The sequence below is a fragment of the Bradyrhizobium sp. CCBAU 21365 genome (assembly GCF_015291305.1).
Taxonomy (GTDB): Bacteria; Pseudomonadota; Alphaproteobacteria; order Rhizobiales; family Xanthobacteraceae; genus Bradyrhizobium; species Bradyrhizobium elkanii.
The window spans coordinates 3,500,195-3,522,856 of sequence record NZ_CP030036.1; the positions used below are offsets into that span (position 1 = coordinate 3,500,195).

23 protein-coding genes are annotated in these 22,662 nt (G+C 65.5%); 9 read left to right on the forward strand and 14 right to left on the reverse strand.

The features are described from left to right. Positions 1-20 precede the first annotated feature (20 nt). The 7 genes from XI02_RS15920 to XI02_RS15950 form a co-directional block, all read right to left on the reverse strand. Complete coding sequence (locus tag XI02_RS15920; RefSeq protein WP_026192515.1) at positions 21-491, reverse strand: GFA family protein; 471 nt, start codon at positions 489-491, stop codon at positions 21-23. Then, positions 488-2,362: a methylmalonyl-CoA mutase family protein gene (locus tag XI02_RS15925; protein WP_018270647.1), complete on the reverse strand. Its 1,875-nt coding sequence runs from the start codon at positions 2,360-2,362 to the stop codon at positions 488-490. The genes XI02_RS15920 and XI02_RS15925 overlap by 4 nt, the downstream gene beginning before the upstream one ends. Before the next feature lie 105 nt (positions 2,363-2,467). After that, entirely contained in the window at positions 2,468-2,959 is a 492-nt protein-coding gene (folK, locus tag XI02_RS15930; protein ID WP_018270648.1) for a 2-amino-4-hydroxy-6-hydroxymethyldihydropteridine diphosphokinase, read from the reverse strand. A 6-nt stretch (positions 2,960-2,965) separates the two neighbouring features. Further along, positions 2,966-3,346 (reverse strand): dihydroneopterin aldolase, encoded by a 381-nt coding sequence (gene folB / locus XI02_RS15935; RefSeq protein ID WP_016842351.1) that lies wholly within the window; start codon positions 3,344-3,346, stop codon positions 2,966-2,968. Beyond that, the gene (gene folP / locus XI02_RS15940) at positions 3,343-4,200 is read right to left on the reverse strand and encodes a dihydropteroate synthase (RefSeq protein WP_075968941.1); all 858 of its coding nucleotides are present in this window, start codon (positions 4,198-4,200) and stop codon (positions 3,343-3,345) included. The genes folB and folP overlap by 4 nt, the downstream gene beginning before the upstream one ends. Positions 4,201-4,287: 87 nt before the next feature. After that, on the reverse strand, positions 4,288-4,695 hold the full coding sequence (locus XI02_RS15945; RefSeq protein ID WP_018270650.1) for a DUF4332 domain-containing protein: 408 nt from the start codon (positions 4,693-4,695) through the stop codon (positions 4,288-4,290). Between the two features lie 56 nt (positions 4,696-4,751). Beyond that, a complete protein-coding gene (locus XI02_RS15950; protein ID WP_016841849.1) occupies positions 4,752-5,117 on the reverse strand; it encodes a hypothetical protein in 366 nt (121 codons plus the stop codon). Between the two features lie 339 nt (positions 5,118-5,456). Between XI02_RS15950 and XI02_RS15955 the strand changes: the two genes are divergently transcribed. After that, on the forward strand, positions 5,457-7,079 hold the full coding sequence (locus tag XI02_RS15955) for a helicase HerA-like domain-containing protein (RefSeq protein ID WP_172648154.1): 1,623 nt from the start codon (positions 5,457-5,459) through the stop codon (positions 7,077-7,079). 95 nt (positions 7,080-7,174) lie between these two features. Further along, positions 7,175-8,575 (forward strand): M20/M25/M40 family metallo-hydrolase, encoded by a 1,401-nt coding sequence (locus XI02_RS15960; protein WP_018270652.1) that lies wholly within the window; start codon positions 7,175-7,177, stop codon positions 8,573-8,575. Positions 8,576-8,679: 104 nt separating this feature from the next. Here the strand turns inward: XI02_RS15960 and XI02_RS15965 are convergent, their stop codons facing one another. Further along, entirely contained in the window at positions 8,680-9,459 is a 780-nt protein-coding gene (locus tag XI02_RS15965; protein ID WP_026192517.1) for a class II aldolase/adducin family protein, read from the reverse strand. Positions 9,460-9,605: 146 nt separating this feature from the next. Beyond that, on the reverse strand, positions 9,606-11,255 hold the full coding sequence (locus XI02_RS15970) for a glycosyltransferase family 39 protein (protein ID WP_018270654.1): 1,650 nt from the start codon (positions 11,253-11,255) through the stop codon (positions 9,606-9,608). A gap of 339 nt (positions 11,256-11,594) precedes the next feature. On the opposite strand from XI02_RS15970, the gene XI02_RS15975 reads away from it, so the two are divergent. Both XI02_RS15975 and XI02_RS15980 read left to right on the forward strand, forming a co-directional pair. After that, positions 11,595-12,473 carry a hypothetical protein gene (locus XI02_RS15975; RefSeq protein WP_018270655.1) on the forward strand — a complete coding sequence of 293 codons (879 nt, stop codon included), beginning with the start codon at positions 11,595-11,597 and terminating at the stop codon, positions 12,471-12,473. Positions 12,474-12,650: 177 nt separating this feature from the next. After that, on the forward strand, positions 12,651-13,064 hold the full coding sequence (locus XI02_RS15980; protein ID WP_018270656.1) for a MucR family transcriptional regulator: 414 nt from the start codon (positions 12,651-12,653) through the stop codon (positions 13,062-13,064). Positions 13,065-13,068: 4 nt separating this feature from the next. Here XI02_RS15980 and XI02_RS15985 read toward each other — a convergent pair whose 3' ends face one another. Together XI02_RS15985 and XI02_RS15990 are read right to left on the reverse strand one after the other, a co-directional pair. Further along, positions 13,069-13,500, reverse strand: coding sequence for a SufE family protein (locus XI02_RS15985; RefSeq protein WP_018270657.1), 432 nt, complete (start codon positions 13,498-13,500; stop codon positions 13,069-13,071). Positions 13,501-13,644: 144 nt separating this feature from the next. After that, entirely contained in the window at positions 13,645-14,025 is a 381-nt protein-coding gene (locus XI02_RS15990; protein ID WP_016841842.1) for a DUF5330 domain-containing protein, read from the reverse strand. Positions 14,026-14,459: 434 nt separating this feature from the next. Between XI02_RS15990 and XI02_RS15995 the strand changes: the two genes are divergently transcribed. Both XI02_RS15995 and XI02_RS16000 read left to right on the forward strand, forming a co-directional pair. Continuing rightward, entirely contained in the window at positions 14,460-16,271 is a 1,812-nt protein-coding gene (locus XI02_RS15995) for an ATP-binding protein (protein WP_041482627.1), read from the forward strand. Continuing rightward, positions 16,264-17,004, forward strand: a complete 741-nt coding sequence (locus XI02_RS16000; RefSeq protein WP_026192519.1) for a peptidoglycan-binding domain-containing protein — start codon at positions 16,264-16,266, stop codon at positions 17,002-17,004. Before XI02_RS15995 ends, XI02_RS16000 begins: the two co-directional genes overlap by 8 nt. Before the next feature lie 120 nt (positions 17,005-17,124). On the opposite strand, the gene XI02_RS16005 is transcribed toward XI02_RS16000, so the two are convergent. Then, on the reverse strand, positions 17,125-18,768 hold the full coding sequence (locus XI02_RS16005; protein WP_018270659.1) for an ankyrin repeat domain-containing protein: 1,644 nt from the start codon (positions 18,766-18,768) through the stop codon (positions 17,125-17,127). A 241-nt stretch (positions 18,769-19,009) separates the two neighbouring features. On the opposite strand from XI02_RS16005, the gene XI02_RS16010 reads away from it, so the two are divergent. After that, positions 19,010-19,354: a DUF1491 family protein gene (locus XI02_RS16010; protein WP_016841837.1), complete on the forward strand. Its 345-nt coding sequence runs from the start codon at positions 19,010-19,012 to the stop codon at positions 19,352-19,354. On the opposite strand, the gene XI02_RS16015 is transcribed toward XI02_RS16010, so the two are convergent. Then, on the reverse strand, positions 19,351-20,283 hold the full coding sequence (locus XI02_RS16015) for a DUF2336 domain-containing protein (RefSeq protein ID WP_018270660.1): 933 nt from the start codon (positions 20,281-20,283) through the stop codon (positions 19,351-19,353). The genes XI02_RS16010 and XI02_RS16015 overlap by 4 nt on opposite strands. 292 nt (positions 20,284-20,575) lie before the next feature. Here XI02_RS16015 and XI02_RS16020 point away from each other — a divergent pair, with 292 nt between their 5' ends. Both XI02_RS16020 and XI02_RS16025 read left to right on the forward strand, forming a co-directional pair. After that, positions 20,576-20,770: a hypothetical protein gene (locus XI02_RS16020; RefSeq protein WP_026192521.1), complete on the forward strand. Its 195-nt coding sequence runs from the start codon at positions 20,576-20,578 to the stop codon at positions 20,768-20,770. A 16-nt stretch (positions 20,771-20,786) separates the two neighbouring features. Next, the gene (locus XI02_RS16025) at positions 20,787-21,554 is read left to right on the forward strand and encodes a hypothetical protein (protein ID WP_018270661.1); all 768 of its coding nucleotides are present in this window, start codon (positions 20,787-20,789) and stop codon (positions 21,552-21,554) included. 157 nt (positions 21,555-21,711) lie between these two features. On the opposite strand, the gene XI02_RS16030 is transcribed toward XI02_RS16025, so the two are convergent. Beyond that, positions 21,712-22,572, reverse strand: coding sequence for a LysR family transcriptional regulator (locus tag XI02_RS16030; protein ID WP_016841833.1), 861 nt, complete (start codon positions 22,570-22,572; stop codon positions 21,712-21,714). Positions 22,573-22,662: the final 90 nt, after the last annotated feature.

Genomic DNA, 22,662 nt, shown 5'->3' on the forward strand with positions numbered 1-22,662 from the left:
CAATCGCTGTAGCTTCTAACTCAATCATGGTCCGGATGCTGATGGCTGACGATCGTCGCCATCTTCTCCGGTCCGTAATTCTGCATCGTGGTCTGGCTCGGCAGGTTGGCAATGCCGACCACCCAGCCGTGGCGGGACTCGGTTCCGAATTGCTGCGTCGGTATCACCCGGTCGGGCCGGTCGAAGGCGCCCGTCATGATCTCGATCCGCGGCCCGTCGATGCGGCGGAAGCTGAGCGGTGTTCCGCAGGCCGCGCAGAAGTCGCGCTCGGCGATCGAGGAGGATCTGAACGCGGCGGGCTTGCCGCGGGTCCATTTGAAGTCGTTGCGATCGATGTCGGCGAAGGAGGCAAATGGCGCGCCGGACGCCTTCTGGCACATCCGGCAGTGGCAGATGCTGATCCGGGTCGGTGCCGCCGAGACGGCAAATCGGACGGCGCCGCACTGGCAGCCGCCGGTCAGAACGGGTGTCGCTGGTGTCTCTGCGCTCATGTCTGCTCCATCCGCCGATAGGCCTCGCGCAATGTCGCCAGCGCATCACCGCCGGCGAAGACGAACTCACCGATGCCGGCCGCCCGCAGCGCCGCTTCCTGGTCGCCGGGCCGCCCTGCCAGATAGATATGCCTTGCTCCGGCGCCGTGAAGGGCCTTGGCAGCCTCGGCGGCGCTGACGGCATAGACCTTATCCGAGGAACAAATGCACGCCATCGTGGCGCCCGAGGCCTTGAAGGCCGCCGCCAGCACAGCCGCGTCGGCAAAGCCCTCGCTGTCGATGGCCTCGATCCCGCCGGTTTCGAAGAAACTTTTGGCAAAGGTCGCGCGAGCCGTGAAGTCCGCGGCGGTGCCGAGATTGGCCAGGAAGATCTTCGGCCGTGCGCCATGCGCCTTGAGCGCGGCATCCGACTTGTCGCGCAGCGCCTCGAACGGCTCGGCGAGCCGTATCGGTGCGAGGGCGTCGAACTTCACCTTGGCATCGGCCACCGACGCCGGCGCCGATGGTTTCACATCCAGCACCGCCGGGACGGCCTCGCGCAGATCCGGGAATTCGCTGGCGCCGGTCAGCACGTCGCGGCGCTTCGCCACGTTGGTTTCGCGCAGCGATCGCGTCGCCGCGACCTTGTTTTGCAGCAGCCCCTGCTCGAGTGCGGCGAAGATGCCGCCGGCCTTCTCGATCTCCTGGAACAGCGTCCACGCCGCCTCGCAGAGCTGCGAGGTCAGCGTCTCGATGCCGCCGGCGCCGGCCGCGGGATCGGAGACCTTGGCGAGGTTGGACTCATCGAGCAGCACGAGTTGGGTGTTGCGCGCGATGCGCCGGGCGAAGTCGTCAGGCAGGCCGAGCGCCAGCGTGTGCGGCAGCACCGTGATCGCATTGGCGCCGCCGAGCCCGGCCGCAAAGGTTGCGATCGTCGCGCGCAGCATGTTCACATTGGGGTCGCGCTGGGTCAGCATGCGCCAGGCGGTCTGCGCGTTGACGAAGATCGGCTTCGGCGTGAGGCCGCAGGCCTGCTCGACCCGTGCCCAGAGCAGCCGCAGCGCGCGGAATTTCGCCATGGTCAGGAACTGGTCGGCATCGGCGCTGAGGCGGAACGAGATGCCCGGGCGCGCCGCATCCAGATCGATGCCGGCGCCTTCCAGCATGCGCAGATAGGCGAGGCCCAGTGCGAGCGTGAAAGCGAGTTCCTGCACCTCGGAGCCGCCGGCATCATGGACCGGCCGGCCGTCGGCCAGCACGAACGGCCCCTTGAAGCCGCGCTTGATCAGGCCATTGACGACCTGGCCGAACGACTTTTCGTAGTTGGGCCAGGCGATGGCCGCAGCTCCGCGCACGGCCATGGTGCTGAGCGCCTGGTAATTGAAATGCAGGTCGAGCTTGGCCGGGTCGAGCTTGCGGGCCTCGACCATGTCGGCAAAGGTCTCGCCGGCGTTCTCGCGGCCGATCACCGGGTTGAGCGCGATCATGATGCCGGCATCGAGATGGATGCCGCCGCAGGCGCGCGCCAGCGTCTTCTTGCTGGCATCGGCGAGGCCGAAGCCGCGCGCGCCGGGACCGCCGGCGAACTCGAATTCGAGGCCGGTCGCGCCGTTCTCGAGATCCTGCAGCGCTTGTGCATTGGCCTGTGCGGCATCGGGATGATCGACCCGCTGCAGGATCTGCCAGGGCGCTGCGGCGGCGCGGCCGGCAAGCGGGCTTGCGTTGGTGGCGCGGCGGTAGATCGGATCGATCTTCAGGCCGTCATAGGTCTTGCCGACCAGCTTCTCGAACGGAGCGCCCTTCAGCACGCCGTCGACCAGCTTGCGCCAGTCGTCATAGGTCGCAGGCCGAAAATCCGAAGCCAGAGCCAAATCGTCAGTCGAGGTCGTCATCCGCCCAAATCGTCCTTCACCGGCCCCGCGAGGAGCCCCTTGATTTGGCCGGAAATTGCCACGGGCGGGCGGCCAAGCCAAACGGTTGTTTGCGGTGGTTTGGCTTTAATCGAGGTCCGCTAGACGGAAAATACCGTCGGCGGAGACCTCGGCCAGCGCATCGGCGACGCGGCGCCCGGCGATGACGCGGTCGGGAACGATCTCGGCGAGCGGCACCAGCACGAAGGCGCGTTCGAACAAACGCGGGTGCGGCAGCGTCAGTTCCGGCTTGTTCAGCGTGACGTCGTCATAGGCGATCAGGTCAAGGTCGAGCGTGCGCGGTCCCCAGCGCTGCTCATGGGCGCGGTCGCGGCCGAACTTGGCTTCGATCTTGTGCAGCGTGAACAGCAGCGCATGCGGATCGAGACTGGTCTCGATCTCGATGCAGGCGTTGATGAAGCTGTCCTGCTGCTGCTCGCCCCAGGGCGGCGTCGAATAATCCGACGAGCGTGCGATAAGTGCGGCCTGGGCCATGCCGCAGATATTGGCGATCGCCTTGCGAAACGTGGCGCGGACATCGCCGACATTGCCGCCGAGGGCGATCAGGACGTCGGCCATCTGCGTTCAACCCTGGGGCGGTTGATGGCGCGAGCGGGTCAGCACCACGCCGACATCGTCGAAGATCGCGGCGATCGGCGCATGCGGCTTGTGCACCGTGACCTTGACCGCCCGGATGCGCGGGAAGCTCGCCAGGATGTCCTCGGCCACTGCGCCGGCGGCGCGCTCCAGCAGCTTGTAGTTGGTGTTCTTGAATGCCGATGTCGCGGTCGCCACCACGTTGGAATAGGAGACGGTGTCGGAGAGGCGGTCGGTGCGCGAGGATTCCGAGAGGTCGGTATAGAGCTCGAGATCGATGACGAAGCGCTGCCCGACTTCGGTCTCATGCTCCATCACGCCATGACGGGCATGGATGACGATCCCGGTGATGAAGATCGTATCGGTCATTGCTGTCCCTCGATTGCTGCGGCCACGCGCAGCGCCTGAACGGTTTCGGCGACGTCATGCGCGCGGATGATGCGGGCGCCGTTCTGCGCGGCGATCAGATGCGCCGCGATCGAGCCGCCGATCCGCTGTTGCGGTTCCGACGGTACGACCGTGCTGATGAAGCGCTTGCGCGAGGCGCCGACCAGCAGCGGCAGGCGGAACGAGCCGAGCTCGGAGAGCCTCGCCAGCGCGATCATGCTCTGCTCCGGGGTCTTGCCAAAGCCGATGCCGGGATCGAGCACGATCCGGTCGGGCGAAATGCCGGCGCGCGCGGCGATTGCGAGCGAGCGCTCGAAGAAGGCGGCGATGTCCTGCATGATGTCGATCGCCGGATCGGCCTGCTCGCGATTGTGCATGATCATCACGGGCACGCCGCGTGCGGCGACGAGCGGCGCCATGCCGGCATCGCGCTGCAGGCCCCAGACGTCATTGGCGATGACAGCGCCCTGGTCGAGCGCCCAGGCCACGACCTCCGATTTCATGCTGTCGATCGAGACCGGCACGCCAAGCGCGATCACGTCGGCCAGCACCGGCTTCAGCCGCGCCATCTCGGCCTCGGCGGTGACCGGCTGCGAGCCATAGGGGCGGGTGGATTCCGCGCCGATGTCGATGATATCGGCGCCCTCGGCGACCAGCTTGCGGGCCTGTGCCAGCGCCTCTTCGGGTGCGGCGAACTGGCCGCCGTCGGAGAACGAGTCCGGCGTCACGTTCAGGATGCCCATCACCGCCGGATAGGGCCGCGACAACAGCGCCGGCAGCACCGCCGATACGGCCGGGCCGGTCACCGCCGATGCTATGGGCTTGCTCGCCATCATGCGGTGGCTTTGCGCTGACCGCAGCGGCAAGTCAAGGTGTGGCGATGACGGGTGACGCGGCCGGCGGCCGGATGCCGGTAAGACAGGCTAATATGTGATTTTGGGAGGCAGCTTGCGTGCCTCTTCGATTAGCAGCTCGACCGATTTCTCCGACGGCATCACGCGGACGAGCTTACGGCGCACATTGGCGTCCTTCATGCTCTGCGCGAGCCGCGACGGGTTGCGGTGTGCGAGCTCGCGCACGGTGGTGACGCCGGCGGCGCGGACCAGGCCGACCTTCGCCTTGCCCATGCCGGGAATCCGCATGTAGTCGGAGATGTTGGCCCATTCGAGCAATTGTTGTTCGCTGATCCCGGTCTTGGCGGCGAGCGCCTTGCGTCCCTTGACGGTGCGGGCGGCTTCTAGCAGTGCGTCGGTCGTGCGGATACCCTGCGATTTCAGTTTGGTGGCGCAATAGGCGGACAGGCCTTCGATCTCGGAGAGGGGGTATGTCATGATACTCGTATGCAGGTAGAAGGGAGCGCACGTGCAAAGGCGTTTGGGAAAATGCTTCAGGCAAACTGGCTGAGGCCCGGCGTCCCCGAGATGATCTCGCCCATTTGATCCGCTCCGATTTTGTCGCGGCCGAACCTGAAAAGTTCACGCGCGACGTTCTGAATCTCACTCATGCTCAATCCAAGCGCCATCAGCCGGGTGCCGACAGCCATCAGACCGCCACCCATCAACCGCGATAGACCACCGCTGTTGTTGGAGGCGGCGATTGCCGCTTCGGCGCCGGGGATTTGGTCGATCAGAGCCTGGACCTTGTCGGAAGGTCCCTCGTTACGGAGGAAACCCAGAACGATGCCGATGGTTTTTTCAGCGACAGCACCGTCGATGCCGGCCTTCGCGGCCAGCTGCCCAACCAATTCGTCCATATTGCCCCGCCTCAACCGGTTTTTGCCGGATCATTCTTGAAGATTTATCTTGAGCGCCTGTGTCACGAAATACAAGCGATCCGCGCATTTCAGTTCGTTTTCTTTTTCGATCGCGTCGGAAGTGTTGCACCTCTGCAAGAGTGAGCGGCGGATTCACACCATCTTGGCGCAATGCGCAATGCCTTTCGTCACTTGGCCGGGAATAAAGTATGAGGAACTGGTAGAGCGACAATATACATCAGTGCGCGCCGATGGTTTCAATCGACCTGCAAGATGCAATATGATGTCATCGGTTCGAATGGATCGAGCCGATTTAAAATCGCGTTAAGAGGCGAAGCGATGGCGACGTCCGACACCAAGTTGGCCGACACCGATGAGAAAATCTTTATCGGCAAGGGCGAGGAAGCAGCGTGGCTGACGCTTGCGCTGGCCAACCGCCACGGCCTTGTGACCGGTGCGACGGGAACCGGCAAGACCGTCACCCTACAGGTCATGGCCGAAGGATTTGCGCGCGCCGGCGTTCCGGTTTTCGCAGCCGACATCAAGGGCGATCTTTCCGGTATCTCCGAAGTCGGCGAGGCCAAGGACTTCATCCTGAAGCGCGCCAAGGAGATGGGCCTGACCTTCCAGCCCGATCAGTTCTCGACCGTCTTCTGGGACGTGTTCGGCGAGCAGGGCCATCCGGTGCGCGCCACGGTCACCGAGATGGGACCGCTGTTGCTGTCGCGGATGCTCGATCTGAACGACGTGCAGGAGGGTGTGCTCAATGTTGCCTTCCGCGTCGCCGACGAGAACGGCCTCACGTTGATCGACATGAAGGACCTGCGGGCGTTGCTGGATGCGATCGCCCCGGACGGTAGCAAGAAAGCTGCCGACGACGAGGAGGATCCGCTGACACCGATCCGCAAGGCGGCACAGAGCTACGGCAATGTGTCCAAGGCGACGATCGGAACGATCCAGCGTCAGCTCCTGGTGCTCGAGAACCAGGGCGGCGCGAAGTTCTTCGGCGAGCCGGCGCTGACGCTGAAGGATTTCATGCGGACCGACCGCGACGGCCGCGGCATGGTCAATATCCTGGTCGCCGACAAGCTGATGCAGAGCCCGCGGCTTTACGCCACGTTCCTGCTCTGGATGCTTTCGGAATTGTTCGAGGAATTGCCGGAAGCCGGCGACCTGCCGAAGCCGAAGCTGGTGTTCTTCTTCGACGAGGCGCATCTCTTGTTCAACGACGCGCCGAAGGCGCTGATGGACAAGATCGAGCAGGTGGTGCGCCTGATCCGCTCCAAGGGCGTCGGTGTCTATTTCGTCACGCAGAATCCGATCGACGTGCCGGACAAGGTGCTGGCGCAGCTCGGCAACCGCGTGCAGCACGCGCTGCGCGCGTTCACACCGCGCGACCAGAAGGCGGTTGCCGCGGCCGCGCAGACCTTCCGGCCCAATCCGAAGCTCGACACCGCGCGGGTGATCATGGAGCTCGGCAAGGGCGAGGCGCTGGTGTCGTTCCTCGAGGGCGGCGGCACGCCATCGATGGTCGAGCGCGTCATGGTGCGCCCGCCGTCGGCGCGGATCGGGCCGATCACGCCGGAGGAGCGCAAGGCGATCATGGATGCGAGCCCGGTGAAGGGCAAATACGACACCGCGGTCGACGCCGAATCCGCCTACGAGATCATCCAGAAGCGGCTCGCCGGGACGGCGGCGCCGGCGGACGGCAGCGCTGGCGGCGAAGGTGGCGGCATCCTCGGCCAGCTCGGTTCGATCGCGTCCACGATCTTTGGCACCAACGTCAAGCGCGGCCGCATGTCGACCGGGCAGGTGATCGCGCGCAGCGTCACGCGCTCGGTGACCGACAAGGTGATCGGTGGCGTGGCCGCCGATCTCGGCAAATCGCTCGGCGGTTCGGTTGGCGGCTCGATCGGCCGGGCGCTGGTGCGCGGCGCCCTCGGTGGATTGCTGCGCAGATAGCATCGCGCCGGCCGGCCGAAGCGGGAGACCGGCTTTGCCTCGCGCGGCCGGCGCGCTACAACTTGGCGCAACGTCCAACAAAAAGGATATCCGCGATGTCCAACGCCAAGCTGCAGCCCGTCCTCGACCGCATCGACGCCGATTTCGACAACAGTCTCGAGCGGCTGTTCACGCTCTTGCGGATCAAATCGATCTCGGCCGATCCGGCCTTCGCCGATGACTGCAAGGCGGCTGCCGATCATCTCGCCAAGGATATCGCAACCCTCGGCTTCAAGACCGAAGTGCGGCCGACCGCCGGCCATCCGGCCGTTGTCGGCAAGCTGAACGGCTCGACCGACGGACGCCCGCATGTGCTGTTCTACGGCCACTACGACGTGCAGCCGGTCGATCCCTTGAATCTCTGGCACCGTCCGCCGTTCGAGCCCGTGGTGACCGACCACGCCGACGGACGCAAGATCATCGTCGCGCGCGGCGCCGAGGACGACAAGGGACAGTTGATGACCTTCGTCGAGGCGTGCCGTGCCTGGAAGACGGTGACGGGATCGCTGCCGGTCGACATCACCATCGTCATCGAGGGAGAAGAGGAGATCGGCTCGAAGAATTTCGTGCCGTTCCTGGAGGCGAACAAGGACGATCTCAAGGCCGACTTCGCGCTGGTCTGCGACACCGGCATGTGGGACCCGAATACGCCGGCGATCACCACCTCGCTGCGCGGCCTGGTCTATGACGAGGTCAAGATCAAGGCCGCCAATCGCGACCTGCATTCCGGCGTGTTCGGCGGCGGCGCGCAGAACCCGATCCGCGTGCTGACACGGATCCTCGGCGGGCTGCATGACGAGAACGGCCACATCACCATCCCCGGCTTCTATGACGGCGTGAAGGATTTGCCGCCGGATATTCTGGCCCAGTGGAAGCAGCTCAATCTGACGCCGGAGAGCTTCCTCAAGCCGATCGGCCTCTCGGTGCCCGCCGGCGAAAAGGACCGGCTCTTGATCGAGCAGGTCTCCTCGCGCCCGACCTGCGACATCAACGGTATCGTCGGCGGCTATACCGGCGAGGGCTCCAAGACGGTGATCGCGGCAGAGGCGTCAGCGAAGGTCTCGTTCCGCCTGGTCGAGGGGCAGGATCCCGAGAAGATCCGAAAGGCGTTCCGCGACTATGTGAAGGCCCGCCTGCCGGCCGACTGCAAGGCCGAGTTCACCGACCATTCCAGCGCGCCGGCGATCGCGCTCGACTGGAACATGAAGCCGCTGGCAGCGGCGCGCCGCGCGCTGACCGACGAATGGGGCAAGGAGGCGCTCTTGATCGGCTCTGGCGCCTCGATCCCGATCGTTGCCGATTTCAAGCACACGCTCGGCCTCGACAGCGTGCTGATCGGCTTCGGGCTCGACGACGACAACATCCATTCGCCGAACGAGAAGTACGACCTCAAGAGCTACCACAAGGGCATCCGCTCCTGGGCGCGGATCCTGGCGGCGTTCGCCGAGGCCAAATAGCGCAAGGCGCACTGCACGTAAAAACGCCGCCCGGGATTGGGCGGCGTTTTGATTCCAATAGTGCAGAGGGTGTTGACTTTAGCCTACCCGAAGATTGTGAAATTTCAATCACGATAACCGGGATTGACCCGGTCGAGCTTGCGCAGCAGCGGCGGCCAGACCAGCTGGGTCGAGCGCAGCTCGGCGCGATCGGGGTTCGACAGCAGCTCGGTGTTCTTGTCGATCGCGTGCTGGTCGACCGGATAGGCGATCGGTCCGAGCGCGCGGGTCGCCACCTGCATCGAGCAGGCGCGCTCCAGATGGTACATCCGCTCGAACGCGGACGCGACCGAGCGGCCGACCGTCAGGGTGCCGTGATTGCGCAGCAGCATGTGGTTCTTACTGCCGAGATCGCGCTGCAGGCGCGGGCGCTCGTCATGATCGAGCGCGATGCCTTCATAGTCGTGATAGGCGAGGTCGTGGGTGACGAGCTGCGCGGTCTGGTTCAGCGGCAGCAGGCCCTCGGGGCCGCTCGACACCGCGGTGCCGTCGACGGTGTGCAGATGGAGCACGCAGCCGGCGTCCTCGCGCACCTCGTGGATCGCCGAATGGATGGTGAAGCCAGCCGGGTTGATGCTGTAGTCGCTCTTCGAGAGCTGGTTGCCGTCGAGGTCGACCTTGACGAGGCTGGAGGCGGTGATCTCGTCGAACATCAGCCCGTAGGGGTTGATCAGGAAGTGGTGCTCGGGCCCCGGCACGCGCGCGGAGATGTGGGTATCGACCAGATCGTCCCAGCCATAGAGCGCGACCAGCCGGTAGCAGGCAGCGAGATTGATCCGCTGCTCCCATTCCGCCGCACTCATATCCGACGGCACTTCCTTCAGGCGCGCTTCCGCTGGCGACATGGCCGATTGCTCCATTGATGGCGTTATTGCTTGATCCAAGCGTAGCGCCGCCGGCGGACCGCAGCAAGGCAGGGTAACGGCGTGACAGTCATGTCGGCATGCGGCCCACGATCCGAACGGCGATCGTCAGTGGGCAGCGTGATGCGTTACGGCGCCGGGATCGCCAGCAGGCTCGAGATGCTGCGGCCGCGGATATCGTAGACGCGGGCGAACACGACGTCGTCGCGCTTGATCTCGACCATGACCGGCGCGGCCAGGCCCTTGCAGTAGAATTCGCCGAGCGTCATCGCGAAATCGGCGGCGTTGCTGTCCCAGCCGATCGTGAAATCGGGGCCGAGCGCGACCTGCGCGGGGCGCTGCGGTCCGCACACTGCGACCTTCCACTTGCGGTTCTGCGGCGGCACTTCCTGCCGCTCCGCCAGTTGCTCGCGCAGCCCGTCGGATGCCTGCTTCAGCGCCAGGCCCCAATAGTCCAGCATGAAGAAGTTGTCCGCGGTCCGCACCGTGCCGGCGATGTGGTTGAAGTGCGTGTACTGATACGGATGCAGGCGGATCATTTCGCTGAGCGGCAACAGGAGGCCGAACGCGAACACGGCGAGCGCCGCGGGCTGCCAGGCGCGGCGGTTCTCGCCGAGCCAGTCCATGCCGCGCGCGAATGCGACGCCGGCCAGCACCGTCATCGGCGGAATCACGAAGATGAAGTGGCGGATGCCGTTATAGAGCGCCGGCCGCTTCACCATCGCGATCACCAGCGGCAGCGTCGCCGCCAGCGTCAGCATCAGCATGATCGACTTGCGCTTTGCGGTGACGTCGTAGCGCGACAGCGACATCAAGGTGATGACGACGGCGGCGGCCAGCAGCACCAGCAGCACTTCGGGAAGCTGCAGCGCGAACAAGGTGGGCAGATAGGACCACGGCATGTCCGGCACCGACACCAGCGCGCCGTCGAACATCTCCTTCCACGGTTTCTCGAAGAAGTGCGAGAAATAGGTCACCGCTTCGAGCGGATGTCCGGGCTCCATGATCGACCACGGCCAGATCAGGCCCATCACGAGATAGCCCAGCACAAGCCCCGGCAGCAGCACATAGACGACATGGGCAAAGCGGTGGGTCGCCTCGCGCGGGCCCTGCTTGCGGAACTCCTCGATCAGAAGCGGGACGAAGCCGACCACGGCGTAGATCAATGCGAGCCCGCCGAGCACGCGGCAGCCGATCGACAGGCCGGCCCCCAGGCCGACGATCAGGATGGTGCGCGGCGAGGGCGCCGGATATTCCTCGATCAGGCGCACCAGGCCCATGATCAGGACCACCATCGCCACGGCGAACGGCGCATCCTTGGGATTCATGAACATGTGGCCGTAGAAGGTCGGGCACAGCGCCAGCAGCAGCAGCGCCGCCAGTCCCGCCAGCGGGCCGCCGACGCGGCGCGCCAGGCGCCAAGTCACCGCAAGGCCGATAACGCCGACGATCGCACCGAGCAGGCGGCGCGTCTCGAACAGTTCGAGCGGAATGATCTTGTGCAGCAGGGCCGCGGCCATGTCGAAGCCGCCGCCGTACATATACAGATTGGCAAACGACAGTGCGCCGGTGTCCTTGAACCCGGACTCGTACATGCGCAGCAGGAGGTCGGCATATTCAGCGTGGGTGTAATCGTCCCAGCCCAGACCGTAATCGCGGAACGTCAAGCCGGCGACCACGGCGACCACGCCGAGGACGAGGACAGCGAGATCGTCGCAGGTCTTCTCCACCGAGCGCCGCGCAGGCGCCTCGAGGGCAGACGTCGTAATCGATGACATAGCTAGTGATACCGGCGTGCCTGTGGCCCAGATTGGCGCTTTAGGGCCTCATTCCCCGGCATCCATAGCGCAGTTCCGTTTCCGAGTAATTGGTAATTGTGGCGTAATTTCCCAGATGCGTTGCAATAAATTGGCAGCAATTCGTAGCCAGTAAATCTACGGGAGCTGGCTGCCCGACAGTCACTGCGGCCGCGGTGAAGCAACGCATCGCGGCTTGGTTAAGCGGGATTTTAGGGAACTCTGTCTACAATTGGCGGTTGGCGGTGTGGGCAATATGACGGTATCGTGGCGTTGGTGGCCCGCGCCGATTTTCGGTCGGGTCTCCCGGGGGTTAGTTCGATGAAGGTTGGTCTGTTGGTCGTCGGCGCGGGCCTGGTCGTGGCGGGCTTGGCGGCGGTCGGCCTCGGAATTCCAAACAAGGAATTCAGCGTTGGCGGCACGTTGATCGCGACAGGCGTGACCGGCGCATGTACCGGCGTGATTGTTGTGGCCCTTGCCGCCATCCTTCGCGAACTCCAGGCCATGGGCGACCGGCTCGATGCCGTCGTTGCCGTGGGTCTGCGGTCCGGGTCGCCGTCTGCAACTTCCCCGCGCGGCACTCCCGACGATCCGGTGTTCCCGCCGCCTGAGCCGAAGGTCTCGGCGCCTCCGCCGCTGGCTCCCGCGTCCCCGCCATCCGCGCCGGCGGCGCCGCCGCCCTGGCACGACGAGATCGCCTCGCGCGGCGCATCAGGCGAGGTGCCGCCCGCGCCCGCGGATGGTTCTGCACCGCCCAAGCGGCGCAATCTGCTGTTCTCCTCCTCGCGCAAGGACCGCGAACGGAGCCAGGGGCGTGCCGCCGAGCCGCTCACGCCGGATCTGTTGTCGCCGGAACTGCGCTCGAATCCGGGCGGTTCGGCCGAACCGGCGCCGGCAACCTTCGACGATGCCTGGCCGAAGGCCGACCGACCGCGGTCGGTCGACGTCGCCGCCCGGCGCGGCCCCCGGACGCCATCGACCTTCGGCGAGGCCCAGTCGGCCGCCGCCGCCTCGCCGTCATCGGGCCATCCGCCGCCGCCCCAGGAGCAGCCGCCGGTGACCGTGCTCAAATCGGGCGTCGTCGACGGCATGGCCTATTCGCTCTATTCGGACGGATCGATCGAGGCGCAGATGCCCGAGGGCATGATGCGATTTGCCTCGATCGACGAGCTCAGGTCGCATCTGGAGCAGCGGCCTTAAGATCCGGGCCAATACTTGCGCGCGGCCGGCCCGAAGCCGGAAACGCGGCCGTTGTTGTCAGATTTGCTGTAATTTGTGCATATTCGCAAAGTAGTACGCGATTCCATTAATGTATTGCTGCGCATGGATACTGTCCGGTGCGCGCCGGGCTGTCGATAGCACGGGGAAGATTGAGCCATGTCCGATACGTCAGGCAAAACGCCGGTCGAGCTGACCGCCAACATCGTTTCGGCCTATCTCAGCAACAATCCGACGCCGGCCTCGGACATTCCGAACCTGATCAGTCAGGTCCACTCCGCCTTGCTGCGGGTGTCGAGCGGACGCAGCGACACGCCGAGCGAGCCGGCCAAGCCCGCGGTGTCGATGAAGAAGTCGATCACGCCGGAATATCTAGTGTGCCTCGAGGACGGCAAGCGCTTCAAGTCGCTGAAGCGCCATCTGCGCACCCAGTACAACATGACCCCGGAGCAGTATCGCGACAAATGGGGCCTGCCGGCCGACTATCCGATGGTGGCGCCGAACTATGCGGTGGCGCGCTCCCAACTCGCCAAGAAGATGGGCCTCGGTCAGCAGGCGCGGAAGCGGAAGTAAAGATCTACGCGGCGGACGCCAGCGCCTCGCGCGCATCGTTGCGGATGCGGTCGACCATCGAGCGCAAGCCGTTGGAGCGTTGCGGCGTCAGATGGTCGCGGAAGCCGAATTCGTCGAACAGCGCAAGCGCGTCGGTGCCGAGGATTTCCTTGGGCGTCTGCCCGGAAAACAACGTCAGCACGATCGCGACCAGGCCGCGCACGATGTGGGCGTCGCTGTCGCCGATATAGATCAGGCGCGGTTCGCCGTTGGCATCGCGCTCGACCCGCTTCGACAGCCAGACCTGGCTGACGCAGCCCTGCACCTTGTTCTCGGCCGAGTGCTCCGCCTCCGACAACGGTTCGAGCGTGCGGCCGAGCTCGATGACATAGCGGTAACGGTCGTCCCACTCGTCCAGCAGCGCAAAATTGTCCCTGATTTCGTCGATCGTCGTCATCGTGGCCCGCGTCCTGTCCTTGACGGCTTATATAGGAAGACGGGCCGCGAAAGCGATGAAAATGGAACCGGTTCCCGGTTGTTTTGACGCGTTTTCTTCACGCGAACCGGGATCCGCTTCGCGCGCCAGCACTTTGGTTTCCCCTTACGGCGTCGGCGGCAGGCGGAATTCGATGGACTGATCGTCCGTGGTCAGCGTGTCGCGGGACGCGGTGGCTGAATCGGTATCGTCCTGGCCGATCGAGCCGGTGTGGTCGGGCGGCTTCTTGTCGGTGATGATCTGGTAGAGCTTGCGCGCCCCGTCGGTCGCGCGCTGGCCGATCGCGGTCGCGGCCTGGCCGCCGACCTCGCAGGCGGACGGCTGGCGCTTGCAGAACTGACCCATGTCGTTGATCGTCGCGGTCGCGGCCGACACCGCATCCGACGCGCTGATCTGCGGCGTCTTGTCCGCTTCGGGTGTCTTGTCTCTCGGCAGCAGCACGAGCACAAGCCCGAGCCAGAATGCCAAACGCAGCAGGAAGAACATGGCGCGATCCCGGTCGTCTGTCTTGTCTTGCTTCTTGCGCGGTCGATGCCGCTATTGGCCTTGAGGGTTAGCATCGGTCGATAAATCGGAAGTATCTGCATTGAAGTAAATCCGCCGAAAAATCGCGGAAAATTCGCCTGAATTGATTCGCCGTAAATTTTCGATTGATGGCGGCCGACGCGCGTCGGCTGCGCAGGATCCGCCGTGTCCACCATTTCGAAACCATAGAATGTCGCATCCGGAAACCAGCCGTTCACCATCCCCCGACAAATGGCCGGTGAATAGCGGGTCAAACCCACTCCAATGCGCGGTGTTTGGCGGCAGGCCGCCCAGCCTTAGCGTTCGCTTAAGTTCGCTCTGACACGTTGACCTGCAATCACGAAGGAGGCGTTCCGGCGCGTCTGTGTTGACGATTGAGCCGAAGCGCGAGTGCTGTGAGTAGTTTGAGTCTGATCCGCGATTGCCTGGATGCGCTGCTGCATCCGTCGGCGCAATATGATGCGCTGACGCGTGCGCGCCATCGTGCCTTCATGGCGCCGCGGCTGCTCGGCAGCCTGGCGGCGCTTGCCTCGTTCCCTGCCTTTCTTGCGATGCGCGGTGCGCCGACGGCGATCGAAGTCGCGGCATTCGCCTGGCTGATCGCGCCGATCCTGCTGTCATGGTTCCTGTCGCGCACCGGCCGCTATGAAGGCGCGCATGTGCTCTCGTCGCTGGCGCTCGCCGGTCTCGTGATGATGATCGCGGCGACGACCGGCGGCATCGCCTCGTTCGCCGCCGTGTGGCTCGTCGTCATTCCGATCGAGGCGGCGCTGTCGGCGTCGCGGCGCGTGGTGGCGTTTGCGTTCGCGCTGGCGATGATCTGCGCGGCGCTGCTGAGCGTGCTCGGCCATTATCACGTGCTGCCGGTCGTCGATCCCGCGGTTGCGTCGAACAGCACGCTGGTCGGCTTCGGAGTCGTGTCGGCGATCTTCTACGCCGCCGGGCTCGCCTTCGGTGCGGAGTCGCTGGCGCGCACCAGCGTGGCGCTGCTCTATGTCGAGGAAGAGCGTTACCGCCTGCTCGCCCATAACATGAGCGACGTGCTGTCGCGGCACAGCCGCAACGGCGCGGTGCGCTTCATTTCGCCCGCGGCCGAGAACATGCTCGGCGTGCCGGCATCGCGGCTGTTGGGCCACGGCCTGTTCGACCGCGTTCATGTCGCCGATCGCCCGGCCTATCTCACGGCGCTGTCGGACGCCGCGCGCGGTGACTCGCGCAGCGTCGAGTTCCGCGTGCGCCGTGACGGTGCGCGGGGCGAGGTCGCCGCCGAATTCATCTGGGCCGAGATGCGCTGCCGCCCGCTCGATCAGGCCGCCGCCGATGCCGAAGTCGTCGCCGTGATCCGCGACGTGACCGATCGCAAGGTGCAGGAGCAGGCGCTCGAACAGGCGCGCAATGTGGCCGAGCAAGCCGATGCGTCGAAGACGCGCTTCCTGGCCACCATGAGCCACGAACTGCGCACCCCGCTCAACGCCATCATCGGCTTCTCCGAGATGATCGCGCAGGAAGACGTGCTCGGCCTCGACGTGGCCCGCCGCAAGGAATACGCGCAGCTGATCAACGATTCCGGCCAGCACTTGTTGTCGGTCGTCAACGGCATCCTTGACATGTCGAAGATGGAGTCGGGCAATTTCGAGATTTCGCCGGAGCCGTTTGCGCCGCGGCCGGCGCTGCTCAATTGCTGCAATCTGGTGGCGTTGAAGGCGCGCGAGAGCGGCGTCGACCTCGTCACCCGCGTGCCGGACGATCTGCCGATCGTGAACGGCGATCCGCGCGCGTTCAAGCAGATCGTGCTCAATTTGGTCTCCAATGCCATCAAGTTCACCGAGCGCGGCGGCAAGGTGACGGTGTCGGCCGGCGTCGAGGGATCGCGGCTGGTGCTGCGTGTCTCGGACACCGGCGTCGGCATCGCCGCCGATGATCTCAAGCGAATCGGCGATCCGTTCTTCCAGGCCGGCAAGACCTATCAGCGCCGCCACGAAGGCACCGGTCTTGGTCTTTCGATCGTGAAGGGGCTGGTCGGCCTGCACCACGGCGAAATCAATGTGGAGAGCAAGGTGGGCGAGGGCACCACGGTGTCGGTCGCGCTGCCGCTGGCGTTCAACCCGCCCGCCGCCGTCGAGCCGTCCAGCAACGTCTCGACCCTGAAGCCCGCGCTGCGTTCCGGACTACAAGAGCAAACCCATCAGGTGAAGAAGAGTGCCTAGACAGACTTTGGATGACGATGAAACGCCGCGCCGTCGCCGCGGCGCCAAGGCGGTGGCCATCGCGGCCGAGGAGGAACGTGGCCTCGTCCTGCGCCTGCTGCTGCACAGTCCGAAGGATCTGGTTGCCGGCGTGCTGGCAACGTCTGCCATTGTTGCGATCCTGATCAATGCGCTGTTCCTGCAGGCCGGCCGTCATCCGTCGCCGATGTTCGGCGGTTCGGTTGTGACGCTGCCGCCGCCGGCCCCGGTTGCCGCGGCCGCCAGCCCGATACCGCGCCCGCGTCCGGCCGAGGCGGCTGCCCGATCGGCCGAGCCCGTCGACGTGAAGCCGGTGGAGACCAAGCCGGCCGAGACCAGGTCCGTCGAAGCCAAGCCGGCAGAACCCAAAGCCGAGGCCAAGCCGGTCGATCCGATGGCCAATCTGGTGCTGAAATCGACCGCCGCGCCGCCGGCCGCCGCACCGTCCCCGGCTGCCGCGCCGTCCAGCGTCATTCGTCCACCCGCGTCGATCCCGACACAGCATCTGAGCCCGGCCGGAAAACGCATCGCCGCGGTCCAGCGTACGCTGACGGAGTATGGCTACGGCCAGCTCAAGCCGACCGGCACGATCGGCGCGGATACCCAGCACGCCATCGCAAAGTTCGAGCGCGCCCGCAAGCTGCCGGTGACCGGCCAGATGTCCGATCGCCTGGTGCGCGAGCTCAGCGCGATGATCGGGCATTCGATCGAGTAGCCTCTCTGCGAAGGCATCGAATGCGTATTCGTCATGCCTGGGCTTGTCCCGGGCATCCACGTCTTTGACACCTGTGGAAGCTAAGACGTGGATGGCCGGGACAAGCCCGGCCATGACGCGTTAGGGCGTCTCGCCCAGCAGAACGTCCCTGACGTCGTCGGAGAACAGCTTCCTGCGGCCGGCCACCAGCACCCATTCCGGATCGTCGCGATCCGGAATGGCGCGCGGCATCCCGTGATCGAGCAGGGCCTGCGCGCAGCCCACCCAGTCGCCGCCGCTGACCGGCTCGTTGCAGGAGGCCCACGACAAGGAGCCGGACGCGTTGTCGCCGAAGCCGTGCTGTTCGGTCCACTCCGCGCCGTGCTCGAGCAGGAATCGCGTCAGGGCAGCGTTGCCGCGGAAAACCGCGTGATTGAGCGCCGACGCATCCCAATCGCCGCCGCGTACCGTGATCGGCCAGCCGAGCTCGACCATCAGCCGCACAGCATCGTCGCCGCCTGCCGCGGCGAGCTCCGGAAGCAACCGCAATTGCTGCGGTGAAAGTGAACCTGGAAGATCGGGCCGGCCGGCCTGGATTCGCCGCGCCTCGCTCTCGTCACCGCTGCTGCATGCCGCGACGAACCGCTCGTCATCGGCAAGCGTCTCATCGCCCGTGCGCTCGCGCAGCAACTCGGCGACCTCGGTCAGTCCGAATTGCAGCGCGTATCTGTAGGCGCTGAGCCCGCCTGGTGTCGTGATGCGCGGATCCGCGCCGGCGTCGAGCAGTGTCGCGATGCAGGTCCGCGACCGCCGCCGGCGAATCGCCCACAGCAGCGGCGAGCCGCAATCGGTCAGCGGCGCGTTGCCGGCGGGTTCGTTCGGATTGCCGCCGTGCCGCAGCAGCAAGTCGAGCGCCGCCACGTTCTCGTCGTCGAGCACCTTGTACATCGCGTTGGTGCCGGCGATCCGCGCGCCATGCTCGAGCAGCAGGCCCGTCGTCACCGAGCCTTCGAGCGAGTGGTACAGCGATTCATTGTCGTTCGGATTGGCGCCCGCTTCGAGCAACAGTTTTGTCAGCTCGAGATCGTGGTTGCGGCCGGCGGCGCCGTACAGCGCTGACAGCGGATTGCTGTCATCGGGCGCGTCGAGCGACCCCGGCGGCCAGCGGCTGCTGATGTGCTGGTCGGGATCGGCGCCGGCTTGCAGCAGCAGGCGTGCGCAGCGATGCAGCCGTGCCTGAAATTCAGGAATCTGCAACAGGCTGGAATGCGTGACCGCGACCAGCGGCGGCAGTTTCAAGGGACCGCCGGGACGGTTGAGCCATGCTGGATCGCCGTTGGCGGTGCGTTGCACCGTCTCCTCGTCGCCGATGGCGCAGGCGAGATAGGGATCGTCGGCGACAAGGCCGGGATCCTCGGTGAGCATCCGCGCCGCAACGCGCGGGTTGGCGCGGTCGGTGGTGCCGGCGACGTCTGCGGCATAGACCAGCTGCAGCCATCGCCGCACGCGATCGGCCTTGCTCTTGCCGGGCGGCAATTGTGCGTCGACATAGCGCCGCAGGTCCGGCCAGGAGGCGAAGCCGAGATCGCGCGCCACGCAGGACTGCGCATCGTGCAGCCGCAGATCAAGCGCGGCGATCTCAGTATCGCTGCGCCCGGCCGCAGCCGGAAGTGCATGCCGGAAACGCGCGTAAGCCTCCGGCGCCTGCCGCCGGTAAAGGCGAATGAGCTCCTTGGCCTGCTTCTTCAGATGTTCGAGATTCAATCGCGCGGGCGATCGGTCCATGGAAACCTCCGTGCATCAATCGCCGATGGTCCAGAAAACCGGCTGCACAAAGGCTTGGTTGGCCGCTCAATTGGTGCAAGTGGGTTCAACCCTTCCCGTGGACCCGGGTGCGGCTTGCACCGCAGACTCAAGGATATGGGTGGCGGTTGGTTCGGTCAACCCGCCGCTGCGTGACCCGCCGCTGCGTGACGACATCCGTGACAATTGGACGTGGCCGCGCCGCTGGCCTATAGCTCGGCGCATGCGATTGAAAACCAGCATATGGGTCGCGGCGTATCTGCGCCGCTGCCAGACCGAGGGCGTGTTCGGTGCAGTCCGCAAGAAGGGCGCTGAGGAAGCCGGTGCCGTGTTCGTCAAGGTGGCGCTGATGGACGGCAACGCGATGCTGTATGCGCCGGCGCCGCAGACGGTCTATGACGACAGCCGTCCAGTCGAGCGGCTGTTCGTGCCGACCGCGCCACAGCCGGTGTCCGAGCCGTCTGTCGAGGAGCGCTTGACCAAGGAGCTCCGCTTCGATCCCGATGCCTGGATCGTCGAGACCGAGGACCGCGCCGGGCGACACTTCCTCGATCTGGCGAAGGGTTAACCTCCAGACTTCTGATTTCGGACAGCGGGTGCGCTGCCGGGCTGCAACGCGGGCCGCGTCTGCGAGGATGCCGCGCGCACGCGATGGCGCTCATCGTCATAGAGCGACGAGCGATATCTGGCGCGGGCCACCGCCATGGTCGAGCCGCGCCACGCCGCCAGCATCACCAGCGCCGAGCGCTCGCTGAGGCGATCATAGAGCCGCGACAGCCGATAGACATAATTGACCGAGGAGCCGGCTTCGGGATTGAGGAACATCAGGATCCGCTGGAACGCGGCGCTCGACACGTCGAGCGCTCGCATCGCGCAGGCGAGCGGCTCGCCGCCGGGATCGTTGACCACGTCGGCGGCGATCCGCGACGGCAAAATCAGCGCCTCGCCGAGTTCGAGCGTGAAGTTATCGAGGTCCTCGGCAAACGCCGCCATCTCCAGGATATGGATCGCACGCGCGGCACGCGCGGCCGGGATCCGCGCCGCGGCCTTCAGCGGCGTCTCCTGCAGATTGTGCAGGATCTGCGCGCGCTCCGTCGTGTTGGCGGCAAAGAACATGTCGGAGATTTCGGCGGCATCGTTCGGCCGCATGGCGAGGCTCGCCGCCATCCGCAGCTCGGCTTCGGTCGGGATCTTGGCCGGCAGCGCGGAGGGGGCGGGCGCTGGAATTGGCGCGGCCGCCGGCATCGGCTGGTCGGGACCGACGCGGCGCAGCCCGAGCTTGTCCATGATCCGGGCTGGCGTCGCCGGATAGATCGCAAGTCGCGCGCGGACCGCGGCCCGTGTCGCGTCGTCGACCTCGTCGATCAGGCGCGTCGTCAGTTCGACGAACTGGCGCTCTTCATCGGCGGAATGTGCGCTCGCCTGCACATAGAGGTCGGTCAGGACGCGCAGCAGCGTCGGGCGGATGTCGACGCCCTCGCGACGGGAGAGCGTCATCAGCCCATCGAAACCAGGAAATAGCGGAGCTGCGCTCATCTCGGGCGTACGCGACTTGCCAAACTTCGGTTTGAAAACCTTGTGGCAGCGAGCCTACGCAGGCTGTTTTAAGAGGCAGTTAAGGAAAACAAGCCGTGAAGGTGAATGGTCGAATTTGCGCGTGTCTATTAAGGCACAGCGCCATATCCGTAACCGTCCGTACCGGCGGCTTAAGATGTCATTAACCATGCGCGTTCTTAACTCGGCGTGCGCGGGGCAAATCATGTCCGTGCGGGGCCAGAGAGAACGGAACATGGGCACCATCGTTGAGTTTCCGGCGGATGCGGCTGCACGGCGGCCGGGCATGGCCGGTGCTGCCGGCGAAGGCATGGGGACCGTACTGATCCTTCCCGTCGTCCGGATCGAGCGAACGACAGAGGAGACCGGTGGTGGTCGCGGACCGGAGCAGGGCACTGCGCAGGGCCGCCGTCGCCGACGCCGCTCCTGATCGCGGACATCGGGCGATGCCGCAGCTTGTGCAGTGGACCGTCGCGCGGCGGTCACTCCCGGCGCTGATCCTGCTGCTGGCGGGCTCGGCGCTCGCCGGCTGCAGCGGCGGCGATTTCGGCCGCACCCGCGCCGATTTCCGCAACGACGACATGCATCGCTGGATCGGCGCCGAGGCGACCGGCAGCATCGGCAAGAACGCCTCGCAATTCCAGCTCACCGAACACGAACGTCAGCTGCGCGACCTCGCCTATCAGTTCATCGAGCCGCCGCTGTCGCGTCCGGCGTGGAAGAGCGTGTTCGGCGACTACCAGCCGCTGCCTTCGCCGTGGCGGCAGAGGGTCGTGTTCGATCGCACCGCTTATGGCCGCAATCTGATCGACGAGCCGCATCGCTCGTTCGCCTCACGCTATTCGCTGCTGATCGATGAGGTGCGCGACGACATCACCCGCTTCGAGCCGTTCTTCGCCACCGCGATCCAGGTGATCGAGCTCGATCGCAAGCGCAATGCCAGCCTCCACATGATCGCCGATGTGTCGCCGCGCGAGCGGGCTGACGCGGTGGCGCGGATGGAAGAGAACACGCTGATCGTGCAATGGGTCCAGCAGGCCCTGGAGCGGCGGATCTCATCCTATCGCTGGGCGCTGGAGCGGCTGGTGATCCAGGCGCCCGACGGCATGGCGGCCGACGCCGAACGCCAGATCAACGAACTCGCCCGGCTTACCGCCAACGCACCGCTCATCTCCGCGCCGGTCACGGGCCAGGCCGTGGTGACCAAGGGCTAGTGTCCCGAATCCGAAGTTCGCATCATTTGCCGCACCTTCGGGGCGAACTTCGGATTCGATAAGGACACTAGCAAACTTATGATTCTAGTGTGCTTTATGAATGCGAAGTTCGTGAAAGTGGCTGCCGCGAAATCGCACGAACTTCGCATTCAGCACACTAGGCGCGCTTCGGCTTCTTCGCTGTCGATTTGATCCGGCGACTGTTGGCTTGCCGTGGCAGGCTCGCAATGAATGCTTTCAGCGCGTCGGAGGGCGGCTGGGCGGAGGGGTAGGCGAGGCCGACCTGGCGCGTCACGTCGATATCGATCGCGCGCATCGTGACGTCAGGATTGCCGCGCGCCACGCCCTCGGGGACGATCGCGACGCCGACCCCGGCCGCCACCAGCGCCATCGCCCACTCCTCGGATTCCGCGATCGCCACCGGCTTGCGCGGCGGTGAGGCACGCTTGAAGAATTCCTGCTGCTCGCAATGGCAACGATCGATCATCGGAACGCCGGCGAAATCGGTGGTGCGGAGCGTCTCCTTCAGCGTCAGGGGATGCGAGGGCGGCAGTGCCGCGACATAGCGCTCGCTCCACAGCGGGATGAAGTGCTCGCCGGCGCCGACCATGGTCTTGGCGACGATCCGCGCGTCGGCCTTCTCGCTGGCGCCGACCAGCCGGAGCGCAAGGTCGGTATTGCCGGTCAGCGGCTTGAGCAGCGCGATAGTCCGGGCCTGATCGAGCGTCCGCAACAGGCCGAGCGTCAGCGCCTGCCGCGTCGCGGGGTTGCGGAAGAGATTTCGCGCCGCATCCGCCTCGTCGATGATCCGGCGGGCGATGCCGTGAAACTGCACGGCTGAGGCCGTCGGGGCCATGCCCTTCTTGTGCCGGATGAACAGCGTGGTGCCGAGCTCGGCCTCGAGATTGGTGATCGCCGCCGAGATCGACGGCTGCGAGATGAAGCAGCGTTTCGCCGCGGCGGTCAGATTGCGCTCGCGGTAGACCGCGGCGAAGTAGCGGAGTTCGCGGATATCCATAGGCATATCCTATCACATAGATAGAAAGACAATATTTTACCTATGGAAACGCCGGTGGCAAGTCTGCGCGCTGTTACAGCGGAGGACCTG